Genomic DNA, 21,076 nt, shown 5'->3' with positions numbered 1-21,076 from the left:
GTGGCGACTTCCATCGGACAAGACCCGCAACTGCTCCGCCGCCTGCTGCGCGCGAAAGACCGCATGGATGCCGCCTCGCACGAGGCCTGGCCCGTCGAACGGCTGGCCGAGGTGAGCGGCGTGTCGGCGGCCCACTTCGCGCGCCAGTTCAAGCAGGCCTTCGGCGTGCCACCGCACCGCTACCTGCTCACCCGGCGCATCGAGCGCGCGACGGCGCTCCTGCGCGACACCGACCAGCCCATCATCGACATCGCCTTCCAGACCGGCTGGGAGAGCCTCGGCACCTTTGGCCGCACCTTCCGCGACATCACCGGCGAAAGCCCGAGCGCGGTGCGCGAGCGTGCCCGTGCCGACGCGCAAGACCTGGGCCGCGTGCCGCACTGCGTGGTGAGCGCTGCGCAGCGGCCGCATCTCACGACAGCAGTTTCGGAGAAGCGCCGCCGCGAGGCCGAACCTATAACGGGAACCCTCAACAACAAGGAGCTTCCATGACACAAGTTCAAGTGGTGGGTTTGTATGTGCATGACCAGGACGAGGCGCTCTCGTTCTATGTCGACAAGCTCGGCTTCAAGGTGCACACCGACGTGCGCAACGGCCCCTATCGCTGGCTGACGGTGCAGCACCCCGACCAGCCGGCCTTCCAGCTCGGCCTCTTCGTGCCCGGCCCGCCGGTGCATGACGAGGCCACCGCGCAGGCCTTGCGCGAGGTGGTGGCCAAGGGTGCGATGCCGCCGCTGGTGCTCGAGGTCGACAACTGCCGCGGCGCCTACGACCGCATGCTGGGCCAGGGCGTCGAGTTCACGCAGGAGCCGATCGAGCGCTTCGGCACGGTGGACGCGGGGTTTCGCGACCCGTCGGGCAACGGTTGGAAGATGATCCAGTCGCGCCGGTGAGGGCGCGATGTGCTTTCCCGGCTTGTATGGAGACCCAGGCATGGCCACAGTGAAGAAGAGCGCAGCGGCGACGGGCAACGATGAAGCCGCCCATCACATCGACCGGCGCATCGCCGAGCTCGGCGGCTGGCGCGGCGAGACGCTTTCGCAGATCCGTGCGCTGATCAAGGAAGCGGTGCCCGACGTGGTGGAAGAGTGGAAGTGGAACAACCCGGTGTGGTCGTCGAACGGCATCCTCTGCACCGGCGAGAGCTACAAGGCCGCGGTGAAGACCACCTTCGCGAAGGGCGCCTCGGTGCCCGACCCGGCCGGGCTCTTCAACTCCAGCCTCGACGGCAACGTGCGCCGCGCGATCGACTTCCGCGAGGGCGACACGCTCGACAAGAAGGCGCTGAAGGCGCTCTTCAAGGCGGCGGCCGAAGTCAACAAGGCAGGCGCGAAGAAGTAGCGCAGGCCCTCAGGCCATCCTGCCTTTCTGACTGAAGAGCGGCGAGCTGGCGCTGGCCATGGCCAGCTCGTTCGCGGCCTCCATCAGCGCCGGGCCGAGTTGCGCCATGCGCTGCGGCGTGAGCCGCAGCAGCGGCCCCGCGATGGTGATCACGCCAAGGGCCTCCTGTCCGCGCCGCCGCACCGGCGCGGCCATGGCCGTCATGCCCGGCGCGTACATCTCGACGATGGTGCTGAAGCCGCGCTTGCGGTCCTCGTCGAGCGTCTTCCACAAGGCCTTGAAGGTGGTCGGGGCCTTGGGGCCGAATTCCTTGGGCGAGCCGAAGCCCTGCAAGGACACGAGTTCGGCGGCGCGCTCTTCGGTGAGCGTCATCAGCCAGGCGTGGCCACCGGCGCTGCACGAGAGGCGCACGTCGATGCCCATGTCGGGGTCGTAGCGCAGGCCGGTGCGGGCACCTTGTGCCTTGGCGACGAAGGTGAGGCGGTCGCCGTCCACCAGCGCGAGCCGCACCAGCTCACCGCTCAATTCGGCCAGGCGGTCGATGATGGGCTGCGCGATGTCGACCACGCCCGAGCCACCGAGAAAGCTCAGGCCCATTGCCGGCAGCTTGGTGGTGAGCGCGTAGTCGCCGCGGCTCGTGACCTGCCGCACGTAGCCGCAGCGGACCATCTCCGTCAGCAGGCGATGGCAGGCGCTGCGCGGCAGCGCCAGCTCGTCGGCCATCGCCGCGAGCGCGAGGCCCTCGGGTTGCTGGGCCAGCAGTTCGAGGATGCGGAACGCCCGCTCCAGCGTGCCGGCCGGCGGTGGTGGTGCTTCGTGCTTTCTCATGATTCGGAATGCAATTCCAGTTCGGAATGGCGTTCAGCCTGGGGCTCCATCATGCCGCGCATCGGCCTCGTCGAAGGCCGCCTCGACAGGAGACTTCGCCCGTGAAACGCCTCTTCACCCTTGCCGCGCTTGCGCTGAGCTTCACCGCCGCCGGCGCACAGGACATCCAGGACCGCACGATCAAGTTCGGCCACCTCAACAACCCCGACCACCCCGTGAGCCTGGGCACCAAGCGCTTCGCCGAGCTCGTGTCCGCGAAGAGCGGCGGCAAGCTCAAGGTGCAGGAGTTCCCGTCGTCGCAACTCGGCAACGAGTTGCAGCAGCAGTCGGCGCTGCAAGGCGGCGTGCAGGAGATGTCGGCCCCGGCGACCACCTCGCTCGCGGGCATCGTGAAGGAGTTCGGCCTCATCGACTTCCCCTTCGCGGTGAGCAGCTACGCGCAGGCCGATGCGCTGCTCGACGGCCCCTTCGGCCAGGCGCTGCTGGCCAGGTTGCCCGAGAAAGGCCTCGTGAGCCTCGGCTACTGGGACCTGGGCTTTCGCAACGTCACCAACAGCAAGCGGCCCATCACCAAGGCCGAAGACCTCGACGGCCTGAAGCTGCGCGTGATCCCCAACCCGGTGTTCCTCGAGACCTTCAAGGCCTTCAAGGCGAACCCGGTGCCGATGCCGTTTGCCGAGCTCTACGGCGCGCTCGAAGCGAAGGCCGTCGATGGCCAGGAGAACCCGTTCGCCGTGATCCTGTCGAACAAGTTCTTCGAGGTGAACAAGTTCGTGAGCGCCACGCAGCACGTGTACGCGGCCAACATCCTGCTCGTCAGCAAGAAGTTCTGGGACAGGCTCTCACCGGTGGAGCAGAAGATCCTGCACGACGCAGCCAACGAAGCGCGCAGCTACCAGCGGCAGGTGAGCCGCGCGGCGGCCCAGAAGGCGGTGGCCGAGCTGCAGGCGAAGGGCATGCAGTACAACGAGGTGAGCCCGGCCGAGCAGGCGCGCATGGGCGCGATCGCCAAGCCGGTGACCGAGCGCTTCGCCGCCAGCTACGACCCGGCGATCGTCAAGCTCTACCAGGCCGAACTGGCGAAGGGCAAGCCATGAGTCGGCCGAAGATCCTGGTGCTGCACGGCCCCAACCTCAACCTCTTCGGCCGCCGCGAGCCGCACATCTACGGCACGACGACGCTGGCCGAGATCAACGAGAAGCTCAGCGCGCTGGCGCGCGAGCTGGAGGTCGACATCGAGACCTTCCAGTCGAACCACGAGGGCGCGCTGGTCGACAAGTTCCACGAGAACATCGACCTCGCGGCCGGCGCGCTGCTGAACCCGGCGGGCCTCACGCAACACGGCGTGTCGCTGCACGACGCGATCAAGGCCATGCCCTTCCCGGTGATCGAGGTGCACATGTCGAACATCGCGGCGCGCGAAGTGTGGCGGCACCACTCGATCATCTCGTCGGCGGTCAAAGGCACCGTGCAGGGGCTCGGGTGGCGCTCGTACATGGCGGCCTTCCGCACCGCGGCCGAATGGGCCAAGGAAGCCAAGGCGGCCTGATGCGGGGCAGGGCATTCCGGCGCTTAAACTGCCGGAATGAACGAACCAGTACAGCGTTCGCGCGCTGCGCGGCCGGCCTCGAAGAAAGCCGCCCCGACGCGCACCAACGACCCGGAGCGCACCAAGGCCAACATCCTCGAAGTGGCCGAAGCCGAGTTCGGCGAGAAGGGCCTGGCCGGCGCGCGCATCGACGAGATCGCCGCGGCGACCAACACGTCCAAGCGCATGATCTATTACTACTTCGGCAGCAAGGAGGGCCTCTACCTTGCCGTGCTCGAAGAGGCCTACAGGCGCGTGCGCGACGTGGAGGCCGAGCTGCACCTGCAGGACCTGGAGCCCGAGGAAGGCCTGCGCCGCCTGGTCGCCTTCACCTTCGACCACCACCTGCACCACGAGAACTACATCCGCCTCGTGATGTCGGAGAACATCCACCGCGGCGAATACCTGGCGCAGAGCCCGCGCATCCAGGAGCTCAACGTCCCGGCGATCGCCGCGATCAAGAACCTCTACGAGCGCGGCGTGAAGGCCGGCCTCTTCCGCAGGGGGCTGAACCCGATCGACATCCACGCGTCGATCTCGGCGCTGAGCTTCTTCAACGTCTCCAACCGCCACACCTTCGGCCTCATCTTCAAGCTCGACATGGCCTCGCCGGCCTACATCGCCGAGCGCCGCGAAAACGTGGTCGAGATGATCGTGCGCTTCGTGCGCAAGGGCTGATTTCCCTTTCCTTGTCTCGGCTTCCGCGAGAGCGGAGGCTTAGGTGTTTTCACCAGCAATAAAACTAACCAGTTCGTACAAACTCGCGACCGGAGACAAACGATGCTCGACAGATCGATCGACGGGATGTGCCGCCTTTTCGGCATGCTGATGGTGGCCTGCCTGGCGCTGATGGTGCTGATGGTGTTCGGCAACGTGGTGCTGCGCTACGGCTTCAACTCGGGCATCACCGTGTCGGAAGAGCTCTCGCGATGGCTCTTCGTGTGGATGACCTTCCTCGGCGCCATCGTGGCCGTGCGCAAGCATGCGCACCTGGGCACCGACGCCTTGGTGTCGCGCCTGCCATTGGCAGGCAAGAAGGTGTGCTTCGCGGCGGCGCACGGGCTGATGCTCTACGTCTGCTGGCTGATGGGGCGTGGCAGCTGGCAGCAGACGGTCATCAACCTCGAGACCACCAGCGCCGTGATGGAGGTGCCGATGGCCTGGCTGTATGCGAGCGGCGTGGTGTTTGCAGTGCTGGCCGGCGCCCTCATCCTGATCGAACTTCTGCGGCTCGTCACGGGGCGATTGCCCGAGCGTGAACTGATCGGCGTGGCCGAGTCCGACGACATGCCGCACGGCCAGCCTGCCGACAAGGGGCAGCCATGACCATCGCCATCTTCCTCGGCGCGCTGCTCGGCGCCATGGCGCTCGGTGTGCCGATCTCGTTCTCGCTGCTCGTGTGCGGCGCCGCGCTCATGTGGCACCTCGACATGTTCGATGCCCAGATCCTCGCGCAGAACACCATCGAGGGCGCCAACAGCTTCCCGCTGCTGGCCGTGCCCTTCTTCATGCTGGCCGGCGAGATCATGAACGCCGGCGGGCTCTCGCGCCGCATCGTCAACTTCGCGATGACGCTGGTGGGCCATGTGCGCGGCGGCCTGGGCTACGTGGGCATCATGGCGGCGGTCATCATGGCCGCGCTCTCGGGCTCGGCGGTCGCCGATGCGGCCGCCCTCGCCGCGCTGCTGCTGCCGATGATGAATCGCGCGGGCTACGACACCGCGCGATCGGCGGGCCTGCTGTCGTCGGCCAGCATCATCGCGCCGGTCATCCCGCCCAGCATCGCCTTCGTGGTGTTCGGCGTGGCGGCCAACGTGTCGATCTCCAAGCTCTTCATGGCGGGCATCGCGCCCGGCGTGCTGCTGGGCGCGGCGCTGTGGCTCACCTGGTGGGTGCTGGTGCGCAAGGAGAAGATCCAGCCCGCCCCGCGCGCCAGCCGCGCGGAGGTGCTGCGCGCCTTGCGCGACGCAACCTTCGCGCTCGTGCTGCCGGCCATCGTGGTGGTCGGGCTCAAGTTCGGGGTGTTCACGCCCACCGAGGCTGCCGTCGTCGCCGCGGTGTACGCGCTCTTCGTCTCGACCGTCGTCTACCGCGAACTCAAGCTGTCGCAGCTCTACGGCCTCTTCCTCGCGGCGGCGCAGACCACGGCGGTGATCATGTTCCTCGTCGCGGCGGCGATGGTGTCGGCCTGGATGATCACGGTGGCCAATCTGCCGGCCGAACTCACGAGCCTGCTCAAGCCGCTGCTTGACCAGCCCACGCTGCTGCTGGTGATGCTCATGGTGATCACCATGCTCGTGGGCACGGCGATGGACATGACGCCGACCATCCTCATCCTCACGCCGGTGTTCATGCCGCTCGTGAAGGCAGCCGGCATCGACCCCGTCTACTTCGGCGTGCTCTTCGTCATCAACAACGCCATCGGCCTCATCACCCCCCCGGTGGGCACCGTCCTCAGCACGGTGGCCGGCGTCGGCAAGGTCAGCATGGACCAGGTCACCAAGGGCGTGTGGCCTTTCATGCTGGCGCAGTTCGCCGTCATGTTCCTGATGGTCTTCTTCCCGGCGCTCGTGACGGTGCCGGCCCGCTGGTTCTACGGCTGACCCACAAACAACCCCCTACGGAGACACCCCATGAAACGCATGCTGCTCAAGAGCCTCGTCGCCTTCGCCGCCGTGGCCACACTCGGCGCCGCACAAGCGCAGACCCGCACCATCAAGTTCGCGAACCAGAACGCCAAGGGCCACCCCATCGTGCAGGGCATGGAGAAGTTCGCCGAGCTGGTGGAGGCGAAGTCGGGCGGCAAGCTGAAAGTGAACGTGTTCCCGGGCGGCGCGCTCGGCAGCGACCAGGCCAACCTCTCGGCGCTGCAAGGCGGCACCTTGGAGATGGCCTCGATGAACTCGGGCATCTTCGCGAGCATCGTGAAGGACTTCGCCGTCTACGACTTCCCCTTCCTCTTCTCCAACCCGAAGGAAGTGGCGGCGGTGGTCGATGGCCCGGTGGGCACGCAGCTGCACGCCAAGCTCGAAGAGAAGGGCCTCATCGGCCTCACGTACTACGAGCTGGGCTTTCGCCAGCTCACCAACAGCAAGCGGCCCATCACCAAGGTGGAAGACATCGCGGGCCTCAAGCTGCGCGTGATCCCGAACCCGATCAACATCGACTGGGTGAATGCGCTGGGGGCGAACCCGACGCCGCTGCCGTTCCCCGAGCTCTACGCCGCGCTGGAGCAGAAGGCCGTCGACGGGCAGGAGAACCCGGTCGCCACCATCCAGGGCGCCAAGCTCAACGAAGTGCAGAAGTACATGACGCTCACGAACCACCAGTACAACCCGCAGTCGGTGGTGGTGAGCAAGAAGTTCTGGGACTCGCTCTCCGCGGCCGACCGCAAGATCCTGCAAGACGCCGCGGTGGAGTCGGCGAAGTTCCAGCGTGAGCAGTCGCGCAATGCGGCAGCCGGCATCCTCGATGCGCTGAAGAAGGCCGGCATGCAGGTCAACGAGCTGCCGCCCGCCGAGATGGCCAAGCTGCGCGACAAGATCAAGCCGGTGATCGCCAAGCACACCGCCAGCGTGGGCGAGGCGACGGTGAAGGCCGTGCTGGCCGACATCGAGGCCGCGCGGAAGTAAGCCACTCACGGAGCCCTTCATCGTGATCGACGGCAGCACCGAGGTCATCGCCCACCTCGGCTTCCCCACGCACGCCTTCAAGGCGCCGCTGGTCTACAACCCGTACTTCGAATCGGCCGGCATCAACGCCGTGGTCGTGCCGATGGGCTGCCGGCCCGAAGCCTTCGCGTCGGCGCTCAAGGGGCTTTTCCAACTCGAGAACCTGCGCGGCGCGCTGATCACCATGCCGCACAAGGTGAGCGTGGTGGATCTGCTCGATGAGGCGACGGCCGCCGTGCGGGTGTCGGGCGCATGCAATGCGGTGAAGCGGCTGCGTGATGGAAAGCTCGTCGGAGACCAGTTCGACGGCACCGGCTTCGTGCGCGGCATCGAGCGCAAGGGGCTGCGACTTGCGGGCGCGCGCGCGCTGGTGGTGGGCTGCGGCGGTGTGGGGTCGGCGATCGCGGCGTCGCTCGCCGCAGCAAAGGCCGCGCACATCGCGCTCTTCGATGTCAACGCCTCATCGGCCGATGAGCTTGCGCAGCGCCTGCACACGCACTTCCCGTCGGTGGAGGCCAGCACCGGCGCACGCGATCCCGAGGGCTTCGACCTCGTCGTCAACGCCACACCGCTGGGCATGAACCCCGGCGACCCGCTGCCCGTCGACGTGGCGCGGCTCGCGCCCGGCACCTTCGTCGGCGAGGTCGTGATGAAGACCGAGATGACGGCCTTCCTGCAAGCCGCGAAGGCACGCGGCTGCCGCGTGCAGGTCGGCACCGACATGCTGTTCGAGATGATCCCGCCCTATCTCGAGTTCTTCGGTTTCCCGACGACGACGCCCGAGCACCTGCGCGCCGTCGCCCGCCTGCAGTACTAGGAGGCATGCATGAGCGACCTGCTCCTCGACCCCGTTCGCGCGCGAGAGCCGCTGCAGGCCTCGTTCAGCGACGAACACAACCCGCTAGGGCTCAACGGCATCGAGTTCGTCGAATACGCCACCTCCGCGCCGCAGGCGCTGGGCCAGGTGCTGGAGATGATGGGCTTTCGCCCCGTCGCGCGGCACCGCTCGCGTGAGGTGATGCTGTACCGGCAGGGCGGGCTCAACATCGTCGTCAACGCGCACCCGACCGCCGGTGCCGATGCGCCGCAAACCGCGCCCGCCACGCCCACGCTCAGCGCCATCGCCTTGCGCGTGCGCAACGCCAACCAGGTGCACCGCCTGGTGCTCGACCGCGGCGGCTGGGACGCCCCCACCCACCCGCAAGCGATGGAGCTCAACATCCCCGCGATCCACGGCGTGGGTGGCAGCCGCATCCACTTCGTCGACCGCTACCGCGAGTTCTCGATCTACGACGTGGACTTCGTGCCCATCGTGGGGGCCGAGCAGCAACCCAAGGGCCTCGACGGCCTGCACTTCTTCGGCGTCGTGCAGTACATCGGCTTCGGCCGCAGCAGCGACTGGATCGAGTTCTACGCCGAGCTGCTCGGCACCACGCTGATCCCCGACGAACAACGCTTCGGCATCATGCCCGCCGGCAAGCTGCTGCAGGCTCCCGCCACCGAGCCGGCGAACGGCTTCATGCTGCAGCTGGTGGAGCCGCCGCTCGATGCGGAGTCGCCGACCGAGCAGTTCCAGCGCATCGGCCTCGGCGTGCCCGACGTGCTGGCGGCGGTGCGCACGCTGCGTGCTCTCGGCATGGAGTTCGTCGAGACCGATGCAGCCCACACCGAACGCCGCGGCGCGCTCACCAAGACCTACCTCGGCGGCGTCGCCTTCGAGCTGGTGCAGAGCGGAGCCGCGCCATGAGCATCCAGGGCTTCGGCATGGACACCATCAGCCTCGCCGGGCCGCTGGAGGCCAAGCTCGACGCGATGCGCGCCGCCGGATTCGACCAGGTGATGCTCAAGGCCAACGACCTCGTCGGCCACCCACAGGGCTGGCGCGCCGCGGTGGCCGCGGTGAAGGCGAGCGGCCTGCGCGGCACCGGCTTCCAGGTGCTGCGCGACTTCGAAGGCCTCTCCGGCCACCTGCACCACTACAAGCTCGACATCGCGAAAACGATGCTGGAGATGTGTGCCGCGCTTGGCTGCGACGTGCTTCTCGCCTGCTCCTCCACCTCGACGCACGCCAGCACCGAGCTCGACCACATCGCCCGCGACCTGCGCAAGCTCGCCATGCTGGCCATCCCGCACGGCATCCGCATCGCCTACGAAGGCCTGTCGTGGGGCCGCACGGTCAACGAATACACCACCGCGTGGGACGTGGTCTGCCGCGCCGACTGCCCCAACCTCGGCCTGTGTTTCGACTCCTTCCATGCACTGGCCGCGAAGACACCGCTCGACGGCATCGACGAGATCGACCCGCAGAAGATCTTCCTCGTGCAGCTCTCCGACTTCATGTGGCAGGAGGCCCGCACCTTCGAGGAACGCATGGCCACCGCGCGCACCTTCCGCGTCTTCCCCGGCGAAGGCGTGCACACCGCGGCCGTGGTGGAGATGGTGCGAAGGCTCGATGCGCTCGGCTACGACGGCGACTACAGCTTCGAAGTCTTCAACGACGACTACGTGCAGATGCCATTGCCGATGGTCTGCGAGCGCGCGGAGCGCTCGGCCCAGTGGCTGGCCGATGACGTGCTGAGGCGCGCCGCGCCGCAGCCCAACCAGCTTCGCTTGCGCCGCGTGCGCGGCTGAGATTCGCACCGCCACAAGGTCCCACGTCACCCCTTCCACCACCCCGGGCGACATGGTCCCAGCGCCCGGGTCGGGCGAGCTTTTGCCCGAGTTTTTCAACACGGGCCGCCTGACACATCCACGAGGAGACTCCATGAAGACAGCTCTCAAACCCGCCGCCCTGGCCGCCGCCGCGCTGCTGACCGCCGGCACCGCCCAGGCGCAATCGAGCGTCACGCTCTACGGCCTGATCGACCTGGCCGTCGACCACTACAAGGCCGGCAGCGCCTCGGGCGCCGGCAATGTGTGGAAGCTGAACGACGGCGTGGTCAACGGCCTCAACGGTTCGCGCTGGGGCGTGCGCGTGGTCGAAGACCTGGGCGGCGGCCTGAAGGCCAATGCGGTGCTCGAAGGCGGCCTCAATGCCGACACCGGCGCGCTGGGGCAGGGTGGCCTTGCCTTCGGCCGGCAGGTGTTCGTCGGTCTCTCGCAACCGACGCTCGGCGAGCTGCGCATGGGCCGCCAGTACATCCTGTCGGACTCGGTCATGGGCATGACCAACCCGTATGGCAATGCCGCCGTCAACAACCCCGGCACGGCCAGCACCAACGCCGGCCGCAACCTGCCGCTGTGGCTGAACGCACCGCGCGCCAACAACGTGGTCCAGTACGCCACGCCGAACCTCGCCGGCTTCGTGGCCGCGGCCCAACTGGCCCCGGGCGAGGGCACCTCCGATCGTTTCCACGGCGTGCGCCTCGGCTACGGCAATGGCCCGTTCAACATCGCCGCGTCATACGAGTGGAACAAGTCGCGCACCACCGGCGACGACACCAACAAGTCGTTCACCTTCGGCGCCAACTACAACTTCGGCGCGGTGAAGCTGCTCGGCGGCATCCAGCTGAACAGCGACCTCGCGCTGGGCGCAGGCAACGGCGCCTTCACCGGCACCAACCTGATCGTCACCTACGACGCCCCCACCACCTTCACCGCCGATGAGATCAACGGCTACACGCTCGGTGTGCAGGTGCCGTTGGGCCAGCTCACGCTGGGCGCCAACTACACCGGCGTGAAGTACGAAAACGCCGCCGGCCGCAGCGCCACGCTCGGCAAGGCGGCCTTCATGGGCTGGTACGCGCTGTCGAAGAGCACCTTCCTCTACTCGGGCATCTCGTTCTCGACTGGCGACCTGAAGGACTACATCGCCGAGAACCGCGTCTTCCAGGCCGGCCTGCGCATGGCCTGGTGAGCCCGTGTCGGGAGAGGCGCTACGCTTGCGCGATGCCAAGCACCTCTCTCGACGCCGTGCACGTCGCCGCGGCCTACCTCTACCCGGTCAAGGCCTGCGGGGCGATGCCTGTCGACGCGCTGCACATCGACCGCTGGGGCGGGGCGGAGGGTGACCGCCGCTGGGCCATCGTCAATGCCGAGGGCGAGGTCACGTGGCAGGGCACCTACCCGCGCCTGGTGTTGATTTCGCCGACGCTGCTGCCCGATGGGCTGCGGCTCGAAGCGCCTGGCCAACCGACGCTCACCGTCCCGGACGCGGGCTTGGCAGCCTGCTCGTTCCGCATCTGGAACGAGGCCGCCGCGCGGCTCGACCGGCACGAAGGGCACGACGCCGGCCACGCGTCCAGCGCCTGGGTCTCCGCCGTGGCCGGCGCGCCGGTGCGGCTGGTGCGCTTGAGCGACGAGGCGGTGGGCCGAGGCGAAGCGAACCGGCTGCACGTGGTGAGCCGTGCTTCATGCGACGACGCCGCAGCGCAGTTGCGGCGTGACGGGGGCCCGGCCGCCGGCGTGCTGCGCTACCGGCCCAACCTCGTGCTCGACGGCCCCGAGTCGTTGCTGCCGCCCTTTGCCGAAGACCATCTGCGCTCGCTCGCCTGGCCGGGCGGGCGCCTCGACATCAGCTCGCGATGCGTGCGCTGCGTGGTGCCCAATGTCGACCCGGCGACGGGCGACACCGACGCGCGTGTGCTGGCCGCCCTCGCCGCACTCTCGGCCGAGCGCCTTCCCGGCGGGCCGGTGAGCTTCGGTTGTTATGGGCAGGCCACTGCGGGCGCACGCATCGTGCGAGGCCAGGTGCTCAGCCTTGAACTGGATTTCTGACCCGCGCCCGTGGGCTCGCGCGAGGTCGTGCAGTGGATCAACCTTCTGGGGGACGCATGAGCTTGCCCTTCGACAACACCCAACTGCTCACGCTGGCACGCGGGGGTGACGCGGCCGCCTTCGATCGGCTCCTGGCACCGCACCGTCGCCGCCTGCACAGCCACTGCTATCGCATGCTCGGCTCGCCGCACGATGCCGACGATGCGCTGCAGGAGACGCTGCTCGCCGCCTGGCGCGGCCTCGCGTCGTTCGAGGGGCGCAGCGCGCTCGGTACCTGGCTCTACCAGATCAGCACCCACGTCTGCCTGCGCCTCATCTCGCAGCGGCCGTGGCGGCGCGAGTCGCCCGACCACGGCCCGTCACTTCACACGACGGCCGAGCTGGGCGAGATGGTGATGGGCCCGGTGTGGCTGGAGCCGCTCTCGGACGACGAGGCGCCGTGGCAGGGCGAGCCGCCCGACGACCCGGCCGTGTCGCTCGCGCGCCGTGAGAGCGTGGCGCTGGCCTTCGTGGCGGCCTTGCAGCACCTGCCCGGCACGCAGCGCGCGGTGCTGCTGCTGCGCGACGTGCTGGAGTTCTCGGCGGCGGAAACCGCCGAAATGCTGGGCGGCACGGTCGCCTCGGTCAACAGCGCCCTGCAACGTGCGCAGAAGACGGTGAAGGAGCGCATGCCCGCGGTCTCGCAGGCGGTCGAGCTGCAATCGCTGGGCGACGAGGGCTTGCGGCAGCTGCTCGGCGCCTTCCTCACCGCCTGGGACGCGCGCGACGTGAAGGAACTCGTGCGCCTCTTCACCGACGACGTGCGCTTCACCATGCCGCCGCTGCCCTCATGGTTCGACGGGCTGGCCGACGTGCAAGAGTTCATCGCCGAGCGTGTCTTCGCCACGCCCTGGCGCATGCGGCCGCTGTGGGCCAACGGCCAGCCGGGTTTCGCCTGCTACCAGAAGGCCGATGGCGATGACCGATTCCGGCTCGGCGCGATCACGCTGCTGGCGCTGCGTGGCGGGCGCATCGCCGGGCTGCACAGCTTTCTCGACCCGGCGCTGTATCGCCGTTTCAGGCTGCAGGAAGAAATTGTCTGAAGTACCGATGAGTTTGGGCCTCGCCGTGTCTCTCAGTGGATGTCACAACCACAGAGACAAGGTGATCCCCCCATGGCCCAACTCATCGTCAGCCAACTCATCTCGCTCGACGGCCACCTTGCCGGCCCCGGTGGCGACCTCAGCCGATTGCCCATGGGCGGCTCGGCCTTCGACCGGCACAACGTCGAACTGCTGCGGCGCGCCGGCACGCTTCTCTTCGGCCGCACGACCTTCGGCATGTTCCAGGGCTACTGGCCGCAGGTCGAGCGCGACACGAATGCTGCGCCGGTGCAGCGCGAAATCGCCTCGCTCACCCGCTCGGTGCGCAGGCTCGTTGTCAGCGACACGTTGAAACTCGACGGCGACGACCCGTGGCACGACGCCGAGGTGGTGCGACGCGCCGATTCACGCGCGCGCATCGCGCAACTCAAGGCCAGCGAGACGCGCGACCTGTTGATGTATGGCGGCACCCAGGTCTGGCAGGACCTCTACGCCGCCGGCCTCGTCGACGAGTTGCACCTGCTCATCGGCAACGTGGTGCTGGGCGCGGGTGTGCCGGCGTTTGCATCAGGCGTGTCGCGGCCGATGACGCTGCTCGGCCAGCGGCGGCTGCCCGAGTCGGAAATCGTCGCGCTGCACTACCGCGTCTCGTGACGCAAAAAAGGCGCCCCGAGGGGCGCCTTGAAGGCCACTGCAAATGGCTGGAGAAAACTTCAGCGCACGCGGATCGCGATGAGGCGGCCGGTGGGCTCGCGCGCGCCTTCCACGATGTAGAGCATGCCGCTCGCCGACAGGCTGATCATGCCCGGCGACGGATACGACCACACCGACTGGTGCGTGGTGAGGTCGATGGCGTGCACGGCGCGGTCGGTGCTGACGAAGAGCAGGTTGTCGGTGACGACCACGTTGCGGTGGAACTCGCTGTCGCTCGCCGTGCCGGCCCACGACCACAGCACTTCGCCGGTGGCTTCGCTGATGGCATCGAGCGACTTCGGCGCATTGCGGCCCGCGTAGACCACGCCCTTGGCGAGTGCAGGCGTCGTGAGGTAGGCACGGGCACTGATCCACCGCGTGTTGCGGTTCTCCACCGAGAAGTTCACCAGGCGGCGGCTGTCGTAGGGCTCCACGCTCGACGACGCCCGCCCGCTGAATGCGCCGCCGCTGAAGGCGATCACGTGGTCGGCCGAGCCGAGGATGGGCGAGCCGTGGTACGAGTAGCCCCAGCCCGGGCCATACGGGTCGGGGATCGACGCGACGAGGTTGCCGTCGACCTTGCCGTACACCTCGAGCCCGAGGCCGCTGTAGTGGTAGACGTAGCGGCTGTCGACGGCCGGCGTGCTCATGTCGTCGTCGCCCGCGGTCTGCGACCACAGGCGGCTGCCCGAGGTGGCGTCGAACGAGTAGACGCCACCGCCGTAGTAACCGCCGTTGGTGTAGGCGCGGCGATCGGCGAGCGTCGGCGCGAGCACATGGCCCCACTGCGAGTCGAAGGCCGACTGGAACACCGGCTGACCATCGGCGGCGCGGAAGGCGTGCAGGTAGGTGTCGGAGTGGCCCATCGTCGCCGCGTAGACCATGCCGTTGGCCACCGCCGGCGGGTTGAGACCGGGCTTGGTGCCGAAGTCGCGTGTCCACGCCGTCGAGCCGTCGGCCTCGTTCAGGGCGCGGATCGAGACGGCGCTGAAGTAGTCGTCGTCGGTGACGAACACCTTGCCGCCTTCACTTACCACCGCGTTGATCGCGCCGATCACGCCACTCGCCGGGCGCCGCCAATCCCAGGCGTACTGGAAGCGCGCCGGGTCGAGCGTCACCGGCACGTAGCCGGTGTGTGCGGCATTGCCCTGGTGCATCTGCCAGTCGCTCGCGGCCGAGACGGTGATGCTGTAGGGCACCGCCACGCGCGCCGTCTTGCGGGCGTTCCTGCACTTCGGGTCGTGACAGCCGGCGAATTGCAGCGTGCCGCTGTAGCTGCCGTCGGCCAGCCCCGCCGCGGTGCTGAGCTTCACCGTGAAGCGCCCGTCCCCCAGCGACTCGATCACCGGTTTGGGCGCAAAGACCGCGGGCAGCTCGCCTTCGATCACGAGCCGGGTGTGGGCGGCTGACGAGCCGACATATTGCAACGCCAGCTCGCCGACGGCGCTCTGCCCACTCGTCAATCGGAGTTCGAGATTGCCCGGTGTGGCCACCAGCGAGGCTTGCTGCGCTGCGCTTTGAGCTTGCTCTCGCGAGGCGTCCGGATTGGCAGTGGTGTCACCAGCACCACCGCCGCCGCACGCAGACAGGAACACGGCGACCGCAGCCACCGACCAGATTTTTTTCATGTGTGATCTCCCTGTTTACCGTGATGGGCCTCCGGCTGCGGAGGCCAGCGAAACCGCGATGCGATCGTGTGGATCGATGCGGTAGGGAGACTGTAGGGAGGGGGTCCTGACAACGTTCTGTCAGGAGTTGCTCAGAGCTTTTCCCACTCGGGAAGGCAGTGCTTGGCGAGCGCCGTGACCCACGCCGGCTCGGTGGGGTCGAAGGCCAGGCCGAGGGTCGGGCTGACCATGAAACGAGCGCGCCAGAACACCTGCTCGTCGTGCGTGAGCACGAAGGGGCGCAGGTGGTCGAACGGGATGGCGATCGCGCCCAGGTGCAGCACCGGCGCGGCGGCGGTGATCTCTTCCAGCCGGCCGCCGTCCTGGAAGCGCAGGACCACGTCGCCGTAGTCCAACTCGTTCAGGCCGACCTCGTTGCGGCCGGCCTTGAGCGGCGTGCCACGCTGCTTCAGCAGGTCGTCTTGCGTGAGCGAGAACGCATAGCCTGCGAACGAGAGGTAGGGGTCGAGCCGCATCGGGTGAGGCACGCCCGGGTGCGGGTCAGCGCCCGAGTTGCGTGAGCGCGGCTTGCAGGCCGGCCAGGCCGCCGACGCGCTGCTCGTTGATGAAGATCTGCGGCATCTGCCGCACCGAAGGCCCGCACTTCTCGAAGAAGGCCAGGCGCTCGGCTTCGTCATCGATCTTGACTTCCTTGAAGTCGATCGACTTGGTCTTGAGCAGCATCTTGGCCTGGTCGCATTGGGGGCAGGCCGACTTGGAGTAGACGACGATGTTGAGGTTCATGCGCGCGAGTTTAGGCGGCCGATCGCTTCTGGCGCTTCTCGAATGACCCTGCCGCCGCTGCACGCAGCAGGCGGCGGAAGGTGGGGCATTCCGCGTGGTTGCGCGCGGGGCACACGGCCGCGTGGCGCAGGCCGTTGCTCATGGCCTTGAGGCGCTTGATCGTTGCGTCGAGTTCGTCGGCCTTGGCGTCGAGCATCTTGCGATTGATGTTGGGCTTGCCGTCGGCGGAAAACATGGCGCCGATGTCGTCGAGCGAGAAACCCGCGGCCTGGCCGAGCGCGATGAGCGCCAGCTGGTCGATCACCTCCGGCGCAAAAAGTCGGCGCAGCCCCTGGCGGCCCACCGAGGCGATGAGCCCTTTCTCTTCGTAGTAGCGCAGCGTGGAGGCGGGCACGCCCGAGCGTTTGGCGACTTCGGCGATGTCCATGCAAAAAACCTCTTGACTTCAAGTTGACTTGAACTTCTATAGTCCCCTCAACACCTCGCCATGTCAACCGGAGAACCGCCATGAACCCGCTGCTGCACGACACCGCCCGCATCGCCCTCGTCGGCCTCGGCGCCACCGCCGTGATGGACGTGTGGCTGTGGGGCCTGAAGCGGCTCGGCGTGCCCTCGCTCAGCTTCGCGCTCGTGGGCCGCTGGGTCGGGCATGTGGCGCAGGGGCGCTGGTGGCACGACGGCATCGCGAAGTCGGCGCCGGTGCGGCACGAGGCCGCGCTCGGCTGGGCGGTGCACTACGGCGTGGGGCTCGCCTTCGCCGCGTTGCTCGTGGCCATGTCCGGCACGGCGTGGCTGCATCAGCCAACGCTGTGGCCGGCGCTCGCCTTCGGCGTGGTCACCGTCGCCATGCCGCTGCTGGTGATGCAGCCGGCGATGGGCGCGGGCATCGCGTCGTCGAAGACGGCGGCGCCGCTGAAGAACTGCCTGAAGAGTTTCGCCACCCACACCGTGTTCGGCGTGGGCTTGTTTGTCACTGCTGTCTTGATCGAAAGGACCTTGCCATGATTCCCAGAAAGTTCGAACCCTATCTCTTCGGCCTCGTGCTCTCGGGCCTGATGTCCCTCGTGGTGGCGGGCATCTCCACCCTGCGCAACGTAGGCCTCGTCGAGGGCTTCGCGGGCCTCTGGGTCGGGGCGTGGCTGACCACCTGGCTCATCGCCTTCCCGATCGTGCTCTTTGTCGCGCCGCTCGCGCGGCGCATGGTGCAGCGCGTGCTGGCGCCGCAGTGAGCCTGCCGCGGCTGGCGCGCAAAGCGCCGCCGCGTCGCCTCACAGTCGCCCGCTCAGGCGCATGCCCTCCAGGCGCAGCGCAATGGCAATCTCCAGGTCGCCGAGCCGGCGCTTGAGCACCTCGCGCTCGCTGTCGGTGGAGGCCGTCTCCAGCTGGCGGCGCAGCTCGGCACGCTTGTGGAAGAGATCGATCTCGGGCGGCGTCACGCCCGCGTTCTTCAGGATCTTGAACGGCAGGCGGAATTCGGCCGGCGTGCGCAGGTAGTCGTCGTGATCGGCGAGGGGCTTGCCGTAGCTCTCGGCGCTTTGCAGTTCACCCGATTTCATCGCCTGGGCCAGGTGCTCGGCGATGGCTTCGTCCTGGCTGCGAAGCAGCGCGTCGCGCTTCTTGCGGCGGTCGGAGTCGCTCGGATGGGGCATGACGGCAGTTTGCCAAAACGCAGGGGATGGCATGGCCGGTTCGCGGCGCCGTCCTACATCCCACGCCTGCCCCGGCTGACGCCCGTTGCGCACCGCAACAGGCAGCATGCAGGCCGTGCAGCGCAGGTCATGGGGATCGGCGCGCAGGTCCATCAGGAGAATGTCATGAAGAAGCAACTGACCCTCGCCCTCGCCGCATTGTTGGCTGCCGGCACCGCGTTCGCGCAGGTCGGCACCGCCGTGAAGGAAACCGGCAAGGCCACCGCCGAGACGGCCAAGCAGGGCGCCGAGAACGCCAAGGGCGCCGTGTCCGACCAGCCGGAGAAGACGGTGCACAAGGCCAAGGCGAAGGTCCACAAGGCCAAGGCCAAGCACCACCGCGAGAACGCGAAGGACGCCGCCAAGGACGCGACCCAGTAAACGCCCGCCACCGACGGAACCGACGCTCGCACGGGAGGCCGCTGCGTGGCCAAACGCACGCTGGCGAGCGCCTGGGCGAAGTCGTTCGAGCGCAGCCTGGGCGTGTGGACACGCGCCGGGCTCCATGCCGGGCTGAAGGCAAGTCGGCAGCAGATCGGCCAGGTGACCCAGGCCGCGGCCGCGTCACGCAAGCCACCGCCGGGCCCCGGCGACTGGCTGCCCGGCGTGGCCGTCGGCCTGTCGGGGCTGCTGCGATTTCATCTCTACCGGCCACCAGGCCTGCACTACGCCGAGCGGGTGCCGGTGATGGTGATGCTGCACGGCTGCGGGCAGGACGCGCGCAACTTCGCCGTCAGCACCCGCATGAACCGCGTGGCCGACCGCGAGCGCTTTCTCGTGCTCTACCCCGAGCAGGACCGCGTGGCCAACCCGCAAGGCTGCTGGAACTGGTTCGAGACCCGCTCGGGGCGGGCCTACAGCGAGGCGGCGCTGATCCTGAAGGCCATCGACCAGGTGGCCCTTTTCTACCCGGCCGATGTGACACGCGTGGCCGTGTGCGGCCTGTCGGCCGGCGCGAGCATGGCCGCACTGCTGGCCACGCGCCACCCGGCGCGTTTCAAGGCGGTGGTGATGCACTCGGGCGTGGCGCCGGGCTCGGCCGACACGAGCGCCGCGGCGGTGCGCGCGATGCGCGGGCGGCAGCTCCTCACGCCCCTCGCGGTGAGCGAGGCGCTGCCGCCGCTGATGGTGATCCACGGCGAGCACGACCGCGTGGTCTCGTCGCGCAATGCGAGTGCCACCGTCAACCTGTGGGCCGATGCGGCCGGCGCCACCGCGAGCGAATCGCGGAGGGTGCAGCGCGGCCAGCGCCACCCGATGACGATCACCGAGCACAAGCGCCGCGGCCGTGACGTGGCGGCGCTGGTGGAGGTCGACACGCTCGGACATGCCTGGAGCGGCGGCGCCGCGAAGAAGCCCTACAGCGACAGCCGCGGGCCCGATGCGTCGCGCCTCGCGTGGTTGTTTGCGCAAAGGCAATTCCGCGCGTGAGCGAGGGCCTGCTGTGGACGGCTCCTGCACAATGCCGGCGGCCTCGTCGGCCCCAAGGTTCCGGAGATTGCGCATGACCCCCGAAGACCGCCGCGCCCTGCGCGCCAAGCTCATCGCCGCCCGCCAGGCGCTGCCCGACCGCCTGGAGCGTGCCGTGCAACTGCAGCAGGTGCTGCGCGCCTGGCTCGTGAGCCGCAAGGAATCGACGATCGGCGCCTACTGGCCGATCAAGGGCGAGTTCGACCCGCTGCCGGCGCTCTACCGCTGGAGCGAAGGCGGGCCCGAAGGCTCGCCGCGCCGCATCGGCCTGCCCGTCACCGACAAGCTCACCGGCGAGCTGCGCTTCCACGTGTGGTTCCCCGGCTGCGAGATGGAGCTCGACGCGCACGACATCCCCAAGCCCAAGGGCACCGATGAATTCCGGCCCGGCCTGCTGGTGCTGCCCTGCGTGGGCTACGGCCCGGGCGGCGTGCGCCTGGGCTACGGCGGCGGCTTCTACGACCGCACCATCGAGAGCCTGAACCCACGCCCGCTCACCATCGGCGTGGGCTATGCGCATGGCTTCCTGCCGCTGCTGCGCGCCGAGCCCGATGACCTGCTGGTCGACGTGATGCTCACCGAAGACGGTGTGATGTGGCAGCGTAGCTGAGCACGCGCCCGGCATCGACCCCGGAGGTGTTTGCATGGACATGCTGGTCAACATCGACGTGCCCGACCTGCCGCGCGCCGAAGCCTTCTATTGCAATGCGTTCGGCCTGCGGCCCGGCCGTCGGATCGGCGGCGAGGTGCTGGAACTGCTCGGTGGGCCCGTGCCGATCTACCTGTTGCAGAAGGCTGCGGGAACGTCGCCGGTGCCGGGTGACACGCAGGTGCGCAGCTACAGCCGCCATTGGTGCCCGGTGCACGTCGACATCGTGGTGCCCGACATCAACGCTGCCGTGCGGCAGGCGCTGACGGCCGGGGCGTTGCAGGAGAAGCCGGTGCAAGAGGCCCGCTGGGGCAAGCTGGCGATGTTTTCCGACCCGTTCGGCAATGGCTTCTGCCTGATCGAATTCGTCGGCCGCGGCTACGACGAGATCGCCACCTGAAGATTTTTCGGCGGGCGCTTGTCGATTTCAGACGCGCCCAGCCGTCGTGTGATCAGAGCCACCCATTTTTCGAACCCGGCTCGCTCAACCCAAGCAAGGAGAACGACATGCGCGTGATGGTGATCGTGAAGGCCAGCCCTGAATCCGAAGCCGGCAAGATGCCGAGCACCGAGCTGATGGCCGCGATGGGCAACTACAACGAAGAACTGGTGAAGGCCGGCATCATGAAAGGCGGCGATGGCTTGCACCCGAGCTCGCGCGGCAAGCGCGTGCGTTTCTCGGGCAAGGATCGCTCGGTGGTCGACGGCCCCTTCGCCGAGACCAAGGAGCTGATCGCCGGCTACTGGGTGTGGGAAGTGAAGGACATGGCCGAGGCCGTCGAGTGGGTCAAGCGTTGCCCCAACCCGATGGAGAGCGACTCCGAGATCGAAATCCGCCCGTTCTTCGAGGCCGCCGATTTCGGCGAGGCCTTCACGCCCGAGCTTCAGGCTCAGGAAGAGCGCCTGCGCCAGCAGCTCGGCGGCGAGACCCGGATCTGA

Annotated in this window: 29 protein-coding genes; 23 read left to right on the top strand and 6 right to left on the bottom strand. The window is 68.2% G+C overall.

The window, feature by feature from the left end:
* From RXV79_RS23055 to RXV79_RS23045, 3 genes are read left to right on the top strand one after another with little or no spacing between them, the layout of a single operon-like run.
* The gene (locus RXV79_RS23055; RefSeq protein ID WP_316700428.1) at nucleotides 1-492 is read left to right on the top strand and encodes a helix-turn-helix domain-containing protein; all 492 of its coding nucleotides are present in this window, start codon (nucleotides 1-3) and stop codon (nucleotides 490-492) included.
* Nucleotides 489-893, top strand: coding sequence for a VOC family protein (locus tag RXV79_RS23050; RefSeq protein WP_316700427.1), 405 nt, complete (start codon nucleotides 489-491; stop codon nucleotides 891-893). Before RXV79_RS23055 ends, RXV79_RS23050 begins: the two co-directional genes overlap by 4 nt.
* A gap of 40 nt (nucleotides 894-933) precedes the next feature.
* The gene (locus tag RXV79_RS23045) at nucleotides 934-1,341 is read left to right on the top strand and encodes a DUF1801 domain-containing protein (protein WP_316700426.1); all 408 of its coding nucleotides are present in this window, start codon (nucleotides 934-936) and stop codon (nucleotides 1,339-1,341) included.
* A gap of 9 nt (nucleotides 1,342-1,350) precedes the next feature.
* Here RXV79_RS23045 and RXV79_RS23040 read toward each other — a convergent pair whose 3' ends face one another.
* Entirely contained in the window at nucleotides 1,351-2,169 is an 819-nt protein-coding gene (locus tag RXV79_RS23040) for an IclR family transcriptional regulator (RefSeq protein ID WP_316700424.1), read from the bottom strand.
* 101 nt (nucleotides 2,170-2,270) lie between these two features.
* Between RXV79_RS23040 and RXV79_RS23035 the strand changes: the two genes are divergently transcribed.
* The 13 genes from RXV79_RS23035 (at nucleotide 2,271) to RXV79_RS22975 (ending at nucleotide 13,880) form a co-directional block, all read left to right on the top strand.
* On the top strand, nucleotides 2,271-3,266 hold the full coding sequence (locus RXV79_RS23035; protein ID WP_413816640.1) for a TRAP transporter substrate-binding protein: 996 nt from the start codon (nucleotides 2,271-2,273) through the stop codon (nucleotides 3,264-3,266).
* Nucleotides 3,263-3,718, top strand: a complete 456-nt coding sequence (locus RXV79_RS23030) for a type II 3-dehydroquinate dehydratase (protein WP_316700423.1) — start codon at nucleotides 3,263-3,265, stop codon at nucleotides 3,716-3,718. Before RXV79_RS23035 ends, RXV79_RS23030 begins: the two co-directional genes overlap by 4 nt.
* Before the next feature lie 36 nt (nucleotides 3,719-3,754).
* Complete coding sequence (locus tag RXV79_RS23025; RefSeq protein ID WP_316700422.1) at nucleotides 3,755-4,435, top strand: TetR/AcrR family transcriptional regulator; 681 nt, start codon at nucleotides 3,755-3,757, stop codon at nucleotides 4,433-4,435.
* Nucleotides 4,436-4,537: 102 nt separating this feature from the next.
* The gene (locus RXV79_RS23020) at nucleotides 4,538-5,083 is read left to right on the top strand and encodes a TRAP transporter small permease (RefSeq protein ID WP_316700421.1); all 546 of its coding nucleotides are present in this window, start codon (nucleotides 4,538-4,540) and stop codon (nucleotides 5,081-5,083) included.
* On the top strand, nucleotides 5,080-6,360 hold the full coding sequence (locus RXV79_RS23015; protein ID WP_316700420.1) for a TRAP transporter large permease subunit: 1,281 nt from the start codon (nucleotides 5,080-5,082) through the stop codon (nucleotides 6,358-6,360). The genes RXV79_RS23020 and RXV79_RS23015 overlap by 4 nt, the downstream gene beginning before the upstream one ends.
* A gap of 30 nt (nucleotides 6,361-6,390) precedes the next feature.
* Nucleotides 6,391-7,389 carry a TRAP transporter substrate-binding protein gene (locus tag RXV79_RS23010; protein WP_316700419.1) on the top strand — a complete coding sequence of 333 codons (999 nt, stop codon included), beginning with the start codon at nucleotides 6,391-6,393 and terminating at the stop codon, nucleotides 7,387-7,389.
* Nucleotides 7,390-7,411: 22 nt separating this feature from the next.
* Nucleotides 7,412-8,245 (top strand): shikimate dehydrogenase family protein, encoded by an 834-nt coding sequence (locus RXV79_RS23005; RefSeq protein ID WP_316700418.1) that lies wholly within the window; start codon nucleotides 7,412-7,414, stop codon nucleotides 8,243-8,245.
* Between the two features lie 9 nt (nucleotides 8,246-8,254).
* On the top strand, nucleotides 8,255-9,175 hold the full coding sequence (locus RXV79_RS23000) for a VOC family protein (RefSeq protein ID WP_316700417.1): 921 nt from the start codon (nucleotides 8,255-8,257) through the stop codon (nucleotides 9,173-9,175).
* A complete protein-coding gene (locus RXV79_RS22995) occupies nucleotides 9,172-10,059 on the top strand; it encodes a sugar phosphate isomerase/epimerase family protein (protein ID WP_316700416.1) in 888 nt (295 codons plus the stop codon). Before RXV79_RS23000 ends, RXV79_RS22995 begins: the two co-directional genes overlap by 4 nt.
* Nucleotides 10,060-10,192: 133 nt before the next feature.
* On the top strand, nucleotides 10,193-11,284 hold the full coding sequence (locus RXV79_RS22990; RefSeq protein WP_316700415.1) for a porin: 1,092 nt from the start codon (nucleotides 10,193-10,195) through the stop codon (nucleotides 11,282-11,284).
* Between the two features lie 32 nt (nucleotides 11,285-11,316).
* A complete protein-coding gene (locus RXV79_RS22985) occupies nucleotides 11,317-12,144 on the top strand; it encodes an MOSC domain-containing protein (protein WP_316700414.1) in 828 nt (275 codons plus the stop codon).
* Between the two features lie 56 nt (nucleotides 12,145-12,200).
* Nucleotides 12,201-13,226 (top strand): RNA polymerase subunit sigma-70, encoded by a 1,026-nt coding sequence (locus tag RXV79_RS22980; protein WP_316700413.1) that lies wholly within the window; start codon nucleotides 12,201-12,203, stop codon nucleotides 13,224-13,226.
* A 72-nt stretch (nucleotides 13,227-13,298) separates the two neighbouring features.
* Nucleotides 13,299-13,880, top strand: coding sequence for a dihydrofolate reductase family protein (locus RXV79_RS22975; RefSeq protein ID WP_316700412.1), 582 nt, complete (start codon nucleotides 13,299-13,301; stop codon nucleotides 13,878-13,880).
* Between the two features lie 59 nt (nucleotides 13,881-13,939).
* Here RXV79_RS22975 and RXV79_RS22970 read toward each other — a convergent pair whose 3' ends face one another.
* The 4 genes from RXV79_RS22970 to RXV79_RS22955 form a co-directional block, all read right to left on the bottom strand.
* The gene (locus RXV79_RS22970) at nucleotides 13,940-15,547 is read right to left on the bottom strand and encodes an outer membrane protein assembly factor BamB family protein (protein ID WP_316700411.1); all 1,608 of its coding nucleotides are present in this window, start codon (nucleotides 15,545-15,547) and stop codon (nucleotides 13,940-13,942) included.
* A gap of 131 nt (nucleotides 15,548-15,678) precedes the next feature.
* Nucleotides 15,679-16,062, bottom strand: coding sequence for a hypothetical protein (locus RXV79_RS22965; RefSeq protein ID WP_316700410.1), 384 nt, complete (start codon nucleotides 16,060-16,062; stop codon nucleotides 15,679-15,681).
* A gap of 25 nt (nucleotides 16,063-16,087) precedes the next feature.
* Nucleotides 16,088-16,330 carry a glutaredoxin family protein gene (locus RXV79_RS22960; RefSeq protein ID WP_296726797.1) on the bottom strand — a complete coding sequence of 81 codons (243 nt, stop codon included), beginning with the start codon at nucleotides 16,328-16,330 and terminating at the stop codon, nucleotides 16,088-16,090.
* A 10-nt stretch (nucleotides 16,331-16,340) separates the two neighbouring features.
* A complete protein-coding gene (locus tag RXV79_RS22955; RefSeq protein WP_316700409.1) occupies nucleotides 16,341-16,757 on the bottom strand; it encodes a helix-turn-helix domain-containing protein in 417 nt (138 codons plus the stop codon).
* A gap of 80 nt (nucleotides 16,758-16,837) precedes the next feature.
* Here RXV79_RS22955 and RXV79_RS22950 point away from each other — a divergent pair, with 80 nt between their 5' ends.
* Nucleotides 16,838-17,335: a DUF2938 domain-containing protein gene (locus tag RXV79_RS22950; RefSeq protein ID WP_316700408.1), complete on the top strand. Its 498-nt coding sequence runs from the start codon at nucleotides 16,838-16,840 to the stop codon at nucleotides 17,333-17,335.
* The gene (locus tag RXV79_RS22945) at nucleotides 17,332-17,559 is read left to right on the top strand and encodes a DUF2798 domain-containing protein (RefSeq protein WP_316700407.1); all 228 of its coding nucleotides are present in this window, start codon (nucleotides 17,332-17,334) and stop codon (nucleotides 17,557-17,559) included. Before RXV79_RS22950 ends, RXV79_RS22945 begins: the two co-directional genes overlap by 4 nt.
* 39 nt (nucleotides 17,560-17,598) lie before the next feature.
* Here the strand turns inward: RXV79_RS22945 and RXV79_RS22940 are convergent, their stop codons facing one another.
* A complete protein-coding gene (locus RXV79_RS22940) occupies nucleotides 17,599-17,979 on the bottom strand; it encodes a DnaJ family domain-containing protein (protein ID WP_316700406.1) in 381 nt (126 codons plus the stop codon).
* A 165-nt stretch (nucleotides 17,980-18,144) separates the two neighbouring features.
* Here RXV79_RS22940 and RXV79_RS22935 point away from each other — a divergent pair, with 165 nt between their 5' ends.
* The 5 genes from RXV79_RS22935 (at nucleotide 18,145) to RXV79_RS22915 (ending at nucleotide 21,076) form a co-directional block, all read left to right on the top strand.
* The gene (locus RXV79_RS22935) at nucleotides 18,145-18,399 is read left to right on the top strand and encodes a hypothetical protein (RefSeq protein ID WP_316700405.1); all 255 of its coding nucleotides are present in this window, start codon (nucleotides 18,145-18,147) and stop codon (nucleotides 18,397-18,399) included.
* A 45-nt stretch (nucleotides 18,400-18,444) separates the two neighbouring features.
* On the top strand, nucleotides 18,445-19,449 hold the full coding sequence (locus tag RXV79_RS22930) for an extracellular catalytic domain type 1 short-chain-length polyhydroxyalkanoate depolymerase (RefSeq protein ID WP_316700404.1): 1,005 nt from the start codon (nucleotides 18,445-18,447) through the stop codon (nucleotides 19,447-19,449).
* A gap of 73 nt (nucleotides 19,450-19,522) precedes the next feature.
* Complete coding sequence (locus RXV79_RS22925) at nucleotides 19,523-20,098, top strand: 5-formyltetrahydrofolate cyclo-ligase (protein WP_316700403.1); 576 nt, start codon at nucleotides 19,523-19,525, stop codon at nucleotides 20,096-20,098.
* Nucleotides 20,099-20,132: 34 nt separating this feature from the next.
* Nucleotides 20,133-20,537, top strand: coding sequence for a VOC family protein (locus tag RXV79_RS22920; protein WP_316700402.1), 405 nt, complete (start codon nucleotides 20,133-20,135; stop codon nucleotides 20,535-20,537).
* 107 nt (nucleotides 20,538-20,644) lie between these two features.
* On the top strand, nucleotides 20,645-21,076 hold the full coding sequence (locus tag RXV79_RS22915; RefSeq protein ID WP_316700401.1) for a YciI family protein: 432 nt from the start codon (nucleotides 20,645-20,647) through the stop codon (nucleotides 21,074-21,076).

Origin of the sequence: Piscinibacter gummiphilus, from assembly GCF_032681285.1 — a bacterium.
GTDB lineage: Bacteria > Pseudomonadota > Gammaproteobacteria > Burkholderiales > Burkholderiaceae_C > Rhizobacter > Rhizobacter gummiphilus_A.
This window is presented reverse-complemented; position numbering and strand designations above follow the sequence as displayed.